14 protein-coding genes are annotated in these 14,301 nt (G+C 70.6%); 4 read left to right on the forward strand and 10 right to left on the reverse strand.

Annotated features, from left to right (window positions below; translation table 11 throughout):
• Positions 1–38 precede the first annotated feature (38 nt).
• Positions 39–1,802, reverse strand: coding sequence for a 2-isopropylmalate synthase (gene leuA / locus BG418_RS34585; RefSeq protein ID WP_188278015.1), 1,764 nt, complete (start codon positions 1,800–1,802; stop codon positions 39–41).
• Positions 1,803–2,113: 311 nt separating this feature from the next.
• Between leuA and BG418_RS34590 the strand changes: the two genes are divergently transcribed.
• The 3 genes from BG418_RS34590 to BG418_RS34600 are packed head-to-tail and all read left to right on the forward strand — an operon-like array spanning position 2,114 to position 4,309.
• Positions 2,114–3,175, forward strand: a complete 1,062-nt coding sequence (locus BG418_RS34590) for a M4 family metallopeptidase (RefSeq protein WP_188278016.1) — start codon at positions 2,114–2,116, stop codon at positions 3,173–3,175.
• 31 nt (positions 3,176–3,206) lie between these two features.
• Entirely contained in the window at positions 3,207–3,473 is a 267-nt protein-coding gene (locus BG418_RS34595; RefSeq protein ID WP_188278017.1) for a protealysin inhibitor emfourin, read from the forward strand.
• 29 nt (positions 3,474–3,502) lie between these two features.
• The gene (locus BG418_RS34600) at positions 3,503–4,309 is read left to right on the forward strand and encodes a GNAT family N-acetyltransferase (RefSeq protein WP_188278018.1); all 807 of its coding nucleotides are present in this window, start codon (positions 3,503–3,505) and stop codon (positions 4,307–4,309) included.
• A 298-nt stretch (positions 4,310–4,607) separates the two neighbouring features.
• Here the strand turns inward: BG418_RS34600 and era are convergent, their stop codons facing one another.
• From era to BG418_RS34625, 5 genes are all read right to left on the reverse strand, one after another.
• On the reverse strand, positions 4,608–5,549 hold the full coding sequence (gene era / locus BG418_RS34605; RefSeq protein ID WP_188278019.1) for a GTPase Era: 942 nt from the start codon (positions 5,547–5,549) through the stop codon (positions 4,608–4,610).
• 53 nt (positions 5,550–5,602) lie between these two features.
• The gene (locus BG418_RS34610; RefSeq protein WP_317453876.1) at positions 5,603–6,577 is read right to left on the reverse strand and encodes a WxL protein peptidoglycan domain-containing protein; all 975 of its coding nucleotides are present in this window, start codon (positions 6,575–6,577) and stop codon (positions 5,603–5,605) included.
• 69 nt (positions 6,578–6,646) lie between these two features.
• Positions 6,647–7,969 (reverse strand): beta-xylosidase, encoded by a 1,323-nt coding sequence (locus tag BG418_RS34615; RefSeq protein WP_188278021.1) that lies wholly within the window; start codon positions 7,967–7,969, stop codon positions 6,647–6,649.
• A gap of 223 nt (positions 7,970–8,192) precedes the next feature.
• Positions 8,193–8,546 carry a cytidine deaminase gene (locus BG418_RS34620; protein WP_188278022.1) on the reverse strand — a complete coding sequence of 118 codons (354 nt, stop codon included), beginning with the start codon at positions 8,544–8,546 and terminating at the stop codon, positions 8,193–8,195.
• A 32-nt stretch (positions 8,547–8,578) separates the two neighbouring features.
• Positions 8,579–9,400 (reverse strand): helix-turn-helix transcriptional regulator, encoded by an 822-nt coding sequence (locus BG418_RS34625; protein ID WP_188278338.1) that lies wholly within the window; start codon positions 9,398–9,400, stop codon positions 8,579–8,581.
• Between the two features lie 169 nt (positions 9,401–9,569).
• Here BG418_RS34625 and BG418_RS34630 point away from each other — a divergent pair, with 169 nt between their 5' ends.
• On the forward strand, positions 9,570–10,991 hold the full coding sequence (locus tag BG418_RS34630) for an MFS transporter (protein WP_188278023.1): 1,422 nt from the start codon (positions 9,570–9,572) through the stop codon (positions 10,989–10,991).
• A 4-nt stretch (positions 10,992–10,995) separates the two neighbouring features.
• On the opposite strand, the gene BG418_RS34635 is transcribed toward BG418_RS34630, so the two are convergent.
• From BG418_RS34635 to BG418_RS34650, 4 genes are read right to left on the reverse strand one after another with little or no spacing between them, the layout of a single operon-like run.
• A complete protein-coding gene (locus tag BG418_RS34635) occupies positions 10,996–11,349 on the reverse strand; it encodes an MmcQ/YjbR family DNA-binding protein (RefSeq protein ID WP_188278024.1) in 354 nt (117 codons plus the stop codon).
• Positions 11,346–12,635 (reverse strand): hemolysin family protein, encoded by a 1,290-nt coding sequence (locus BG418_RS34640; protein WP_188278025.1) that lies wholly within the window; start codon positions 12,633–12,635, stop codon positions 11,346–11,348. Before BG418_RS34640 ends, BG418_RS34635 begins: the two co-directional genes overlap by 4 nt.
• The gene (gene ybeY / locus BG418_RS34645; RefSeq protein ID WP_188278026.1) at positions 12,632–13,129 is read right to left on the reverse strand and encodes an rRNA maturation RNase YbeY; all 498 of its coding nucleotides are present in this window, start codon (positions 13,127–13,129) and stop codon (positions 12,632–12,634) included. The genes BG418_RS34640 and ybeY overlap by 4 nt, the downstream gene beginning before the upstream one ends.
• A gap of 12 nt (positions 13,130–13,141) precedes the next feature.
• Positions 13,142–14,158, reverse strand: a complete 1,017-nt coding sequence (locus BG418_RS34650; protein ID WP_188278027.1) for a PhoH family protein — start codon at positions 14,156–14,158, stop codon at positions 13,142–13,144.
• Positions 14,159–14,301: the final 143 nt, after the last annotated feature.

Raw genomic sequence — 14,301 nt, forward strand, 5'->3', positions numbered from 1 at the left:
AGGGCCGGTGGGGCGCCGCAAACCCTCCGCAGGGGGTGTCAGCGTGCGGCGCGGTTGACCGCCGAGACGACCGCCTTCAGCGACGCGCGCGTGGTGTTGGCGTCGATGCCGATGCCCCACAGCACCTGGCCGTCGATCGCGCACTCGATGTACGAGGCGGCCTGCGCGGACGCGCCCTCGCTCATCGTGTGCTCCTGGTAGTCCAGCAGGCGCGCGTCGACGCCGACGGCGGCCAGCGCCTCGAAGAAGGCCGAGATCGGACCGTTTCCGGTACCGGTCAGGACCGTCGGTACGCCGTCGACGACCGCCTCGACGGTCAGCGTGTCCCGGCCGTCCGTGTCGGTCGTGGTCTGGCCGGAACGCAGCTGGATGCGGCCCCACTGGTTGGCCGGATTCGGCAGGTACTCGTCCTGGAAGACCGACCAGATCTGGCCGGGCGTGACCTCGCCGCCCTCGGCGTCCGTCTTCGCCTGGATGATCTTCGAGAACTCGATCTGCATCCGGCGCGGCAGGTCCAGCTTGTGGTCGTTCTTCAGGACGTACGCGATACCGCCCTTGCCCGACTGCGAGTTGACCCGGATGACGGCCTCGTAGGAGCGGCCGACGTCCTTCGGGTCGATCGGCAGATACGGCACGGCCCACTCGATGTCGTCGACCGTGACGCCCTTGGCGGCGGCGTCCGCCTCCATCGCGTCGAAGCCCTTCTTGATGGCGTCCTGGTGGGAGCCGGAGAAGGCGGTGTAGACCAGGTCGCCCGCGTAGGGGTGGCGCGGGTGGACCTCCATCTGGTTGCAGTACTCGCTGGTGCGGCGGATCTCGTCGATCTGCGAGAAGTCGATCTGCGGGTCGACGCCCTGGCTGAACAGGTTCATGCCCAGGGTGACCAGGTCGACGTTGCCGGTGCGCTCGCCCTGGCCGAACAGACAGCCCTCGATGCGGTCGGCCCCGGCCATGATCGCCAGCTCGGCCGCCGCCACCGCCGTACCGCGGTCGTTGTGCGGGTGCACGGACAGGCAGACGAACTCGCGGCGGGTCAGGTTGCGGCTCATCCACTCGAACCGGTCCGCGTGCGTGGACGGCGTCGAACGCTCCACCGTGGCGGGCAGGTTGAGGATGATCTCGCGGCCCTCCTCGGGCTGCCAGACGTCGCACACCGCCTCGCAGACCTCCAGGGCGAAGTCCAGCTCGGTGTCGGTGAAGATCTCCGGGCTGTACTGGTAGCCGAAGGTCGTCTCCGGGCCCAGGATCTTCTCCGCGTACTCCATCACCAGCCGGGTACCGTCCACCGCGATCTGCTTGATGTCGTCCTTGGAGCCCCGGAAGACGACCCGGCGGAAGGCGGGGGCGGTGGCGTTGTACAGGTGCACGGTGGCCCGGTGGGCGCCGCGCAGCGACTCGACGGTCCGCTCGATCAGGTCCTCGCGGGCCTGGGTCAGGACGGAGATCGTCACGTCCTCGGGGATCGCGCCCTCTTCGATGATCGAGCGTACGAAGTTGAAGTCGGTGTCGCCGGAGGAGGGGAAGCCGACCTCGATCTCCTTGTAGCCCATGCGCACCAGCAGGTCGAACATCTCGCGCTTGCGGGCGGGGCTCATCGGGTCGATCAGGGCCTGGTTGCCGTCGCGCAGATCGGTGGACAGCCAGCGCGGCGCCTTGCTGATCCGCTGCTCGGGCCACGTGCGATCGGGGATGTCCACGGCCTCGTACGTGCCGTACTTGTGGATCGGCATCCCGGACGGGCGCTGGGTGTGGGTCGCGTTGGTGATCGGCGTGGGGCGGCCGGCGAAGGTGTGCTGCGTCATTGCGAAGGGCTCCTCGGGGGTCCTGCGACGAAGGACGGCCGACTGTCGAAGCGCACCACCAGGTCCCGCGGGGAGGGGGTCGGCCTACGACTACAGGCCCTCGCCGCGGCAGCTAAGGAGAAGCAGCCCGAAACGCATGATGCGAAGAAGACTAATCGAGTGCCGGCGAGGTGGCAGTCCCGTTTCAGTATGCGGGACGTCCCTGGTGACACCAGGGACCAAAGCCCCAAAGGGGATGGACCGCCCTTGTCGGAACCAATCATGGTGGCGAGTAGTGACAGCCCCATGACCCGGTGCCACATTGTCGCGACATGAACGCGCATACACCCGCCTTCTGCACCATCGTTCCCCCACACGTCTTCGACCGGCTGCTCCAGGCCGAGGACCCCGCGCTGTCCGAGATCGCCCGCAGGACACTCGTCGCGGACGCGGCCCAGCGCACCTCCCGCCGGGTCACCACCGTGCTCGGCGCGCCCTCCGTCGCCCCGCCCGAGGGCGCCGCCGCCGACCAGCCGCAGCGCACGATCTGTGACGCCCGGCACGGCACCGCGCTGCCCGGCCAGACCGTGCGCAGCGAGAGCGACCAGCCGGTCCAGGACGCGACCGTCAACCGCGCCTTCGCCGGGCTCGGCGCGACCTTCGAGCTGTATCTGAAGGCGTACGGGCGCAACTCCATCGACGGCGGCGGCATGCCGCTGGACGCCACCGTGCACTTCGACAACCAGTACAACAACGCCTTCTGGAACGGTACGCAGATGGTGTTCGGGGACGGTGACGGCCGGATCTTCCTGGACTTCACGCTGCCCGTCGACGTCATCGGCCACGAGCTGACCCACGGCGTCACCCAGCACACCGCGAACCTGACGTACTTCGGCCAGCCGGGCGCGCTCAACGAGTCGATGTCGGACGTCTTCGGCTCGCTGATCAAGCAGTACACGCTCGACCAGGACGCGCAGGACGCCGACTGGCTCATCGGCCAGGGCCTGCTCGCCCCGGCGGTGACGGGGACGGCGCTGCGCTCGATGAAGGCGCCGGGCACCGCGTACGACGACGACGTCCTCGGCAAGGACCCGCAGCCCGCGACGATGCAGAACTACGTCACCACCGGCCGCGACAACGGCGGCGTCCACATCAACTCAGGGATCCCCAACCACGCCTTCTACCTGGTCGCCGAGGCGCTCGGCGGCAAGGCGTGGGAGCGGGCCGGGCAGATCTGGTACGACGTGCTGACCGGCGGCGAGCTGGGCAAACAGGCCATGTTCGCGGACTTCGCCCGGCTGACGGTGGCGGCCGCGCAGGGCCGGTACGGCGACGGGGAGGAACATCAGGCCGTTCTCAAGGCCTGGTCCCAGGTCGGCGTGGCTTCCGGCTGACGCGGACCCGGAGCACTGCTAGACAGGGACCATGCGAATCCAGGTGACCCGCACAGGAGGTTTCGCCGGTATCGAGCGCCGGGCCGAGGTGGACACCTCGGGCCGCCCCGATGCCGCCGAGTGGCAGGCCCTGGCCGAGGCGGCGCTCGCCGACGGCCGGGCCGAGCCGTCCACCGGCGTGCCGGACGGCTTCCACTACGAGATCACCGTCGACGGCCGCACCGTCCACTGCGAGGACCCTCATCTGTCGGAGGCCCAGCGCACGCTCGTCTCACGGGTCCTTAAAGAGGGTGCGTAGCCGGTCCGCCGGTTGCTTTGATGCGGAGCATGACGACACGCACTTCCCCTCTCGAACTCCTTGAGCGCTACTACGACTCGGTGCCGCGCGCGTCGGCCCGGGCGGAGGACTTCGGTCCGCTGACCCTCTTCGTACGGGAGGGAGCGGGCTGGCCGTTCTACGCCCGGCCGACCCTCGACCACCCGGGCCCGGTCTCGGCCGCCGACGTGGACCGGGTCCGGGCGCGCCAGCGGGAGCTGGGGATACCGGAGGCGTTCGAGTGGGTGGGCGAGGTGAGCCCGGGGCTGCGGGCGGCCGTGGAGGCGACGGGGCTCGCGGTCCATGAGCACCCGCTGATGGTGCTCTCGGCGGACGCGCCGGACGCGCCGGTCCACCCGCTGGTGCGGATGCTGGGCGCGGACGATCCGCTGCTGCACGCGGCGCTGGTCGTGCCGCATCTGGCGTTCTCCTCGCCCGGTACGGCGGTGGGTGCGGCGGGGCGCGCGGAGCTCACCGCCGAGATCACCGCGCGGGTCGGCGACGGCCGGGCCGAGCAGGTCGCCCAGCGCATCCGCGACGGCATCACCGCCGTGGCGGCGGCTGTCGAGGACGGGCTTCCGCTCTGCTCGGGCATGCATCAGCCGGTGTCCGGTGTCACGGAGATCGTCGGCGTCGGCACGCTCCCCGCTGCGCGGCGGCGGGGCCTGGGCGAGGCGGTCACGGCGGCGCTGGTCCGCGACGCCCGCGCCCGGGGCGCGTCGACGGTGTTCCTGTCGGCGGGCGACGAGGACGTGGCCCGCATCTACGCCCGTCTGGGGTTCGTACGAGTGGCGACTGCGCTGATCGCGGAAGCGTAGTTTTTCCCCACCCCGCCCCTTCCCGAAAGCCCTGGGCGGGCAGCCGGGTTCTTCGCCTGCGGACCGGCGGGGGCTGAGCGCGCAGTTCCCCGCGCCCCTGACTACCTAGGGGCGCGGGGAACTGCGCGAGCAACCCAGCACGATCCGCAGACAAACGGGGTCCGGGGCGCAGCCCTCCAAGCGGGGTGCAGGGGCCGCAGGCCCCGCGAACGGAGTCCGGGGGCGTAGCCCCCCGGGAGAACCACCTCCACCCCCACCCACCCCCGGAGGGTCTAGGTGAAGGGGCGGGGTGGGGCCCCTAGAAGCCCAGCTTGCGCAGCTGCTTCGGGTCGCGCTGCCAGTCCTTCGCTACCTTCACATGCAGGTCCAGGAAGACCGGCGTGCCCAGCAGCGCCTCGATGTGCTTGCGGGACTTCATGCCGACCTCCTTGAGCCGCTTGCCCTTGGGGCCGATGATGATCCCCTTCTGGCTGGGCCGCTCGATGTACACGTTCGCGTGGATGTCGAGCAGCGGCCGGTCCGCCGGACGGTCCTCGCGCGGCAGCATCTCCTCGACGACCACCGCGATCGAGTGCGGCAGCTCGTCCCGTACACCTTCGAGCGCCGCCTCGCGGATCAGCTCGGCCACCATGACCTGCTCGGGCTCGTCCGTGAGGTCGCCCTCCGGGTACAGCGGCGGGCCCTCGGGCAGCAGCGGCACGAGCAGGTCCGCCACCAGCTGGACCTGCTGGTCGCCGACGGCCGAGACCGGCACGATCTGCGCCCACTCGAAGCCCAGCTCCTCGCCGAGCCGCTGCACGGCGATCAGCTGCTCGGCCAGCGCCTTGGAGTCGACCAGGTCCGTCTTGGTGACGATCGCGATCTTCGGGGTCTTCTTGATCCCCGCGAGCTCCTTGGCGATGAACTTGTCGCCGGGGCCGAGCTTCTGGTCGGCGGGCAGACAGAAGCCGATCACGTCGACCTCGGCCCACGTCGTCCGCACGACGTCGTTCAGGCGCTCGCCGAGCAGCGTGCGCGGCTTGTGCAGGCCCGGCGTGTCGACCAGGATCAGCTGGGCGTCGGGGCGGTGCACGATGCCCCGTACCGTGTGCCGCGTCGTCTGCGGACGGTTGGAGGTGATCGCCACCTTCTGTCCGACCAGAGCGTTCGTGAGGGTGGACTTGCCCGCGTTGGGGCGGCCGACGAAGCAGGCGAAGCCGGCCCGATGGGGGGCGTTGTTCTCAACAGTACGAGCGCTCATGCCGCCCATTCTCCCCGATCCGCACGGCCCCGCCGCACGCGCCCGGCGCGGACTCAGGATCGCCCTGCCCGCGCCCGCCGCAGCCGCCACCCCACGACCCCCGCCGCGAGCGCCGCGACCAGCGCTCCGACCGCGAGCCACGGCAGCGCGAGGAAGGAGGCGCCGCCCGAGCCGGTGGTGTCCTTGGCGCTCGCGGTGAGGGAGACATCACCCCAGTCCAGCTGCGGCGAGCCCGACCACGGCTCGCTGAGGCGGACCTTCTGGCCGGGCAGCAGCTCGGCCGGGATCCGGGTCAGGGCGCGGCTCAGGAGCGTACGGCCGAACAGGCCCTTCGCCTTCAGCTCGACCTTCGGGTTGAGCGTGACGTTTCCCCTGTTGTGCAGGGTGTACGAGATGACGCTTCGGCTCGTACCGGTGCCGGGCACCAGGGGGCGGTGCTGGGCGAGCGAGACGTCCTCGACGGCGAGCGCGGGCACCGCCGGGCCGCTCACCCGCAGATACACCCGCGCCCCGACGGCCTGCTGGACGCCCATGGCGAGCTGCCCCTGCCCGGCCGCGATCTTCTCGTCGAGCGCGACGAGCGCGCCCGGGTGGTCGCCGGGTTCGGCGTCGGCCGGGACGGTGACGGTGAACGGCACGGTGACCGAGGCGTGCGCGGGGACGGTGACGGACGAGCGGTCCGGCTGCGTCCAGGCGCCGACGCCGCGCTGGGTCTCGCGCTGGGTCCGCACCGCGAATCCGCCGTCGCGTTCGGTGTTGTACGCGTCGGCCCCGTAGAGCCGGAAGGTCATGGGCGCGGCGGTCTTGTTGGTGACGGTCACCTGGTCGGCCAGCGTCGTGCCGGGCGCGGCCGAGAGATAGAAGTACGGGCGCTGGGCCGCGATGGGGGTCCCCCCTGGACGGAGCTTGTCGGAGTCCTTGGGGGAGGAGGCGGGGAAGACGGCCCAGTTGCCGTTGTCGGCGGCCCGCGCGGGCGGGGCGAGCAGCAGGAGGGCCACGGCGAGGAGGAGTACGTACAGCTTGCGCACGGTCGAGACCCCCGGGGACGGGTGGGCCGGCCGGGTGCGCGCCCGGCCCACGGGTTGATGCATGCCGGCTCAGGCCAGCGTCAGGGTGAGCACACCCGCGTACGTGCCGGGTGCGGTGTACGCCGGGACGGTCAGCGTGACCTTGGCGTCGACGGTGAACTCACCGCCGGTGAGCGCCGCGTTGGGCGTGGTCGCGAGCGTCGCGCCCGCGCTGCCCACGGTGCCCGCCGAGCCCGCCGCGCAGGTCGACGGGGAACCGGCCTTGGTGGCGCAGGCCGGGGTCCAGCCGAGCTTCGAGGCGTCGATCTTCGCCCCGGCGGGACCGGTGAAGTCGGTGACCTTGCCGGTCAGGGACCAGCCCGCGGGGCCGCCGCGGAAGTCCTGGACCGTCACCGTCTTCAGCGAGCCGTTGGAGGCGCCGCCCTTGCCGAAGTCGACGGCGTCCATCGAGACGGCGTCGCCGGCCTGGGTCATGGAGAGCGTGCCCGCCTTGACCGCGGAGCTGAGCTTCTGACTGTTCGGCGGCGTCGGGGTGTTGTCGACGACGGTGTACGCCGCCGGTCCCGCGCCCTTGTCGGCGCTCCAGCTCGCGCCCTCGTAGGCGACGATGCCGCTGGTCGCCTTGTCGTTGACCGTCAGGGCGGTGGAGAACGCGCCCTGCGCGTCCGCCGTCACGGTCTTCTTGTCGGCGGTCTCGGCGGCCCCGGCCCGGCCCACGACCGTCACGGTCGCGCCCGCGGTGAACTTGGACCCGGTGACGGTGACGCTGTCGCCGGGCTTGCCGGAGGCGGTGCCTACCTGGACGGCCCGCTGGTTGGTCTGGCCGCCTGCTGTCGCGGTGACCGTCTCGGAGACGGGCGCGGGCGGGTTGGTGACCGTACAGGGGGTGTCCAGCTCCATGATGTAGCTGGTGTGGATGTTGTAGTCACCGGGCGACAGGGTGATCGCGCCGGGTGCGCTGACGGTGAACGTACCGGTCATGGAGAACGCCGGGAACGCGCCCTTCCCCGGTACCGGGTCGTTCTTCTTGGGTCCGGCGACCGTGACGGCGCCGGTCTGCGCACCGCCGAGGGCGACCTTTCCGGTGGGGGTCATGATGTCGGCCGGCAGCGCGATGTCGACCGGGTTGCCGGCGGCGGGCTTGGTGACGGTGTACGTCACGGTCACCGTGTCGCCGACCTTGGGTGTGGCGTTGTCGACGGTGATCTGGGCGGACGTGGTGCCGTCGATCGGCGGGATGCCCGCGATGGGCGGGGGTACGCAGTGTGTGGCGAAGTCGACGGGCGTCGCGGCCAGGGCCTGCGCGGGCGCGACGAGCGCTCCCGTTCCGGCCATGAGCGCCGCGGCCCCCAGTACGGCGGCCCAGTTGCGCCGTCTTCGTGGTGAAGGCATGACTGCCCTCCTCTGCGGTTGTGGCGCAGCAGCGGCTCGGCTGCGCCGGCAGGGAGCCATTCACGAGGGGGCGCGAAAAGAAGTCAATGGAATCGAAATCCACCGACTGATGGGCCATCAGATACTGTCAAGATCCGCGTTCCCGCAGGTCAGGAGCGGTAGATCAGCCTCCGCAACGTCCTCGGAGATCGACCCGCCGCCCCCTGCCCACGACGCGTCCGGCTCAGCCCGCCGTGACCGTGCTCCGCAGCTCCCCGTCCGGCCCCGCCACCAGCACGGGCGTGGCCGCCCCGCCCAGGTCCGCGACCGCCGCCCGGTCCTCGTCCGAGGCACTCGGGGCCTCGGTGACCACGGCCGCCGCCTCCAGGGACCTGGCCCCGCTGGCCACCGCCATCGCGACGGCGGTCCGCAGCGCGGAGAGCTTCAGCGAGTCCAGCTCGACGGTTCCGGCGACGTACGTACGCCCGGTCTCGTCCCGTACGGCCGCGCCCTCGGCCACCCCGTTGCGGGCCCGGGCGCTGCGCGCCAGGGTGATGATCTTGCGGTCCTCGGGGTCGAGTTCGGTGCTCTGAGTCATGCCCCGAGCATAAGGAGCACGCATCCGGAGACTCAGCCCGCCACCGGGTACATCGAGCCGCGCCGCCCCTGGGGCGAGGTCAGCCACTCCAGCTTGGCGGCCGTGTCGGTCTCCGGCAGCGGGGTGTGCAGCACGATCGTGAGGTCCGGGCGGGCGGGGATGCGCAGCTGGGTGGACTCCACGAGCAGCGTGCCCACCACCTCGTGCTGGAACGACTTGCGGACCTGGCCGCCGGGCAGGATGTCGCGCCGCTCCCACAGCTCGGCGAACTCCGGGGAGAGCCGCGTCGCCTCCTCGATCACCGCCCCGAAGCCCTCGTCGCCGGGCCGCTCCGAAGCGGCCGCCCGGTACTGGGCGACCACGTTCACCGCGAGCTCCTCCCAGCAGGTGGAGCGGGACCGGTAGACGGGGTCGGTGAAGAACGCGACCAGGCAGTTCTGCACGATCTCCGGCCGCATCCCGAGCACCAGCGCGGCCGCGTCGTTGTACATCACCGTGTTCCAGTACGCGTCCATGATGTGCGCGGGGAACGGCATCCAGGCGTCGATCAGCCGTTGCAGGCCCTGACACATGTCGGCGTGGGCCGGATCGACCTCGGGCGCGGGCGGGTTGAGCCCGGCCAGCACGTACAGAGTGCGGCGCTCGGCGCTGGTCAGCTTGAGGACCTTGCCCACCGAGTCCAGGACCTGCGGCGAGACCGTGATGTCACGCCCCTGCTCCAGCCACTGGTACCAGGAGACGCCGACCCCGGCGAGGACCGCGACCTCCTCGCGGCGCAGCCCCGGGGTGCGCCGGCGGGCGCCGCCGTCGGGCAGCCCGGCCTGCGTCGGGCTGATCCTGGCCCGTCGGTTCATCAGGAACTCGCGCAGCTCGGTGCGGCGCGAGGCGTTGCCGATCGGCGTGGCCACGTACGTACTCCCCCTCGTCGACTGCCCGTTGGCGCCACCCGTCCTGCCTGGTGGTGCCACCAACAGGATAAGTTCCCTCTCTCCACGGGCATTCCCGGGCCGTCAGGCTGTGGCCATGGCAATCGACACCCACACCGCAGCGGCCACCGCGCCGGTGCTCACGCAGGACCCGGAGGACAACCGGCTCTCGGGCCGGGCGAAGCTGGTCCTGTTCGTGCTCTGCGCCGCCCAGTTCATGGTGGCGCTCGACTTCTCCGTACTGAACGTGGCCCTGCCCGTCCTCGGCGACGACCTGGGCCTTTCCACGTCCACCCTGCAGTGGGCGGTCACCGCCTTCGCCCTGCCGTCCGGCGGCTTCCTGCTGCTGTTCGGCCGGATCGCCGACCTGTTCGGCCGCAGGAAGCTGTTCCTGACCGGGCTCGCGCTGTTCGGCGCGGCCTCGCTGCTCGCCACGCTCGCCTGGGACCCGGCGTCGTTCCTCACCGGCCGCGCCCTGCAGGGCCTCGGCGCCGCCGTGATCGTGCCGACCGGCATGTCCCTGCTGACCACCACCTTCCCCGAAGGCCCGCAGCGCGACCGGGCGCTCGGCATCAGCGGCACGCTGCTCTCGCTCGGCTTCACCGTCGGCATGGTGCTCGGCGGGGTCATGACCGACACGCTGGGCTGGCGCTCGACGATGGGTCTGCTCGCGGTCGCCGCGGTGATCGTCCTGGTCCTGGCCCCCGGGCTGCTGCCCGAGTCCCGCACCACCGGCGAGCGCCCGCGTCTGGACGTGCCCGGCGCGGTCACCGTCACCGGCGGTCTGCTCGCGGTGATCTACGCCCTGTCGACGGCGGCCCAGCGCGGCTTCGGCGGCGTGGACGTCTGGGGCACGCTGGTCGTCGGCCTCGCGCTGCTCGCCGCGTTCGTCGCGGTCGAGTCGAGGGCGGCCGCCCCGCTGGTCTCGCTGCCGATGCTGAAGCGCCGCACCGTGGCGTGGGGCAACCTGGCGGGTCTGGTCACCTTCTCGATGATGTCGACGGTCGTCTTCGTACTGACCCTCTACCTCCAGGAGGTCCTGGGGCTGTCGTCCTTCCAGACCGGACTGGTCTTCGGTGTCCAGGGCGTCCTGTCGGCCGTCGCCGGCACGCTCGCCCCGAAGGTCATCGGCCGCTTCGGCGCCCGCCGCACGCTGGTCTTCTCGCTGCTCGGCCAGGGCCTGTTCATCGCCGCGCTGCTCGGCATCGGCTCCGGCTCGGGCGCGCTGCTCGCCACCGCCGCCGTCTCGCTGGCGAGCATGTTCCACCTGGGCGCGATCATCTCGTACGGACTGACCGTCACCAGCGGTGTCCCGGACGAGGAGCAGGGCCTGGCGACCGGTCTTGTCACCACCACCCAGCAGGTCGGCATCACCATCGGCATCCCGCTCCTCGGCGTCCTCGCCACCACCCAGAACAGCCTGTTCCACGGGGTGCGCACGGTCCTGCTCATCGACGCGGTGATCGTCGTCGCGGCGGCGGCCCTGGTGGCGGTCGGCCTTGGCCGCCGCACCGCCTAAGAGGTCACGGCCGGTCGAGCCTGAGCCGTTCGGCCTTCGGGAGACCGGCCACCACCAGGTCGTACGAGTCCTCGATCAGCTCCCGGACCAACTGGTCCGGGAGCTGTTCCACGTCCACCGTGTTCCAGTGCCGCTTGTTCATGTGCCAGCCGGGCACGATCGCCGCGTACTCCTCGCGCAGCCGCACCGCGTCGTCCGGGTCGCACTTGAGGTTGGCGGTCAGCGGCGAGCCGCCCAGGTTGCTCAGCGCGAACATCTTGCCGAGGACCTTGAAGACCGAGGTCTCGGTGTCGAAGGGGAACTCCTCGGTCACCGCGTTGAATTCAAGGCAGAAGGCCCTGAGCTCCTGGGGGGTCATACGTGCTCCTCCTTGACCGGTACGGGCTCGACGAGGACCGTGACGATCTTGTTCCGGCGGCCCGCCGGGGACTCGGCGGTGAGCCGCAGCGTCCGCCCGTCCGGCAGGTCCACCGTGGCCGTGGCGCCCGCGATCGGCACCCGGCCGAGCGCCTTGGCGAGCAGTCCGCCGACCGTCTCCACGTCCTCGTCGTCGTACTCGTCGAGCCCGAACAGCTCGCCGAGGTCGGTGATGTCGAGGCGCGCGGTGACCCGGAAGCGGCCGTTCGACAGCTCCTCGACCGGCGGCAGCTCCCGGTCGTACTCGTCGGTGATCTCCCCGACGATCTCCTCCAGGATGTCCTCGATGGTGACGATGCCGGCCGTGCCGCCGTACTCGTCGATGACCACGGCGACGTGGTTGCGGTCCTGCTGCATCTCGCGCAGCAGGTCACCGGCGTTCTTGGTGTCGGGCACGAACACGGCGGGGCGCATGGCGGTCGAGACCAGGTCTGCCTCGGAGTCCCGGTTGATGTGCGTCTTGCGGACCAGGTCCTTGAGGTACACGATCCCGACGATGTCGTCCTCGTTCTCGCCGGTCACCGGGATACGGGAGAAGCCCGAGCGCAGCGCGAGGGTCAGCGCCTGACGGATCGTCTTGTAGCGCTCGATGCAGACGAGGTCGGTGCGGGGCACCATCACCTCGCGCACCAGCGTGTCGCCCAGCTCGAAGACCGAGTGCACCATACGGCGCTCCTCGTCCTCGATAAGGGACTCCTGCTCGGCGAGGTCCACCATCGCCCGCAGCTCGGCCTCGGAGGCGAACGGGCCCTTGCGGAAGCCCTTTCCGGGCGTGAGCGCGTTGCCCAGGAGGATCAGGAGCTGCGGGACCGGGCCCATGATCCTGGCGAGCGGCAGCAGCACATACGCGGCCGCCGTCGCCGTGTTCAGCGGGTGCTGGCGGCCGATGGTGCGCGGCGAGACACCGACGGCGACATACGAGACGAGCACCATCACCGCGATGGCGACGACCAGCGCCGCCCAGGTCCTGTCGAACTCGTTGAGACAGACGTACGTGACGAGCACCCCCGCCGCCATCTCGCACGCGACCCGCACCAGCAGGGCCACATTGAGATAGCGGGTCGGGTCGGCGGCCACCTGGGCGAGCTTCGCCGCCCCGCGCCGCCCGGACCGTACGGCCTCGGCCGCGCGGAACGACGACGTACGGGCGATCCCGGCCTCCGCGCAGGCGGCGAGCCAGGCGACCACGACCAGGGCGACCGCCCCGAAGAGCAGTTGCCCGGTCATGAGACGGTCGGCGCCGGGGAGGGGCCGGTGAAGCCCTTCTCCGCCCGCCAGCCGTCCACGATCGCCGCCTGGAGGCCGAACATCTCGGCCTTCTCGTCCGGCTCCTCGTGGTCGTAACCCAGCAGGTGGAGCACCCCGTGGACGGTCAGGAGCTGGAGCTCCTCGTCCATCGAGTGCCCCGTCGGGGCGTCCTGGCCCTGCTGGGTGGCGACCTCGGGGCAGAGCACGATGTCACCGAGGAGCCCCTGCGGGGGCTCCTCGTCGTCCTTCATCGGCGGACGCAGCTCGTCCATCGGGAAGGACATGACATCGGTCGGACCGGGCAGGTCCATCCACTGGATGTGCAGCTGCTCCATGGCCTCGGCGTCCACGACGATCACCGAGAGCTCGGAGAGCGGGTGGATCCGCATCCGCGTGAGCGCGTAGCGGGCGATGTCGAGGATCGCCTGCTCGTCGACCTCGGTTCCGGACTCGTTGTTGACGTCGATCGACATGGTGCGCTCTGACTACTTCCCGTTGCGGTCCTGCTGGCTGTCGTACTTCTCGTACGCGTCGACGATACGGCCGACGAGCTTGTGCCGGACGACGTCCTGCGACGTGAGCCGGGAGAAGTGGACGTCCTCGACACCCTCCAGGATCTCCTGGACCTGCCGCAGCCCGCTCTTCGTGCCGCTCGGCAGGTCGACCTGGGTGATGTCACCCGTGATGACGATCTTCGAGTCGAAACCGAGCCTGGTCAGGAACATCTTCATCTGCTCGGCGCTGGTGTTCTGCGCCTCGTCCAGAATGATGAAGGCGTCGTTCAGCGTACGACCGCGCATGTACGCCAGCGGGGCGACCTCGATGGTCCCCGCCGCCATCAGCCGGGGGATCGACTCCGGGTCCAGCATGTCGTGCAGCGCGTCGTACAGCGGGCGCAGATACGGGTCGATCTTCTCGTAGAGCGTGCCCGGCAGGAAGCCGAGGCGCTCGCCCGCCTCGACGGCGGGCCGGGTCAGGATGATCCGGGTGACCTGCTTGGACTGCAGGGCCTGGACCGCCTTCGCCATGGCGAGATAGGTCTTTCCGGTACCGGCGGGGCCGATGCCGAAGACGATCGTGTGCTTGTCGATCGCGTCGACGTACCGCTTCTGGTTGAGGGTCTTGGGGCGGATCGTGCGACCACGGCTGGAGAGGATGTTCTGGGTCAGCACATCGGCCGGGGTCTCGTGGCCGTCCTCCGCCTTGCCGTTCTCGCTCGCCCTGAGCATGGCGATCGACCGTTCCACTGCGTCCTCCGTCATCGGCTGACCGGTGCGGAGCACCAGCATCATCTGGTCGAACAGGCGCTGGATGAGCGCGACTTCCGCCGGGTCCCCCGTGGCACTGATCTCATTGCCCCGGACATGGATGTCGGCCGCCGGGAAGGCCTTCTCGATCACGCGCAGCAGCGAGTCGCCGGATCCGAGCAGCATCACCATCGGGTGCTTGGCAGGGACCTTGATCTGGGCACTCGCCTGCGGCTGTGTGGGTGTCTGAGTCATGGGCCGGCTCTGTGGCCTGCACATACCTCCCGTTGCAGGGTTCTCGCTGCTCGACAACCTCTGGAATACCAAGCCTACGACCTGCCACTGACAGGGCCGAGGGGTTTTCGGGGCGGGGTGTTCGTCCAAGAGGTGCGGGTATT

It is taken from the genome of Streptomyces sp. CBMA152, from assembly GCF_014596475.1.
Classification (GTDB): Bacteria; Actinomycetota; Actinomycetes; order Streptomycetales; family Streptomycetaceae; genus Streptomyces.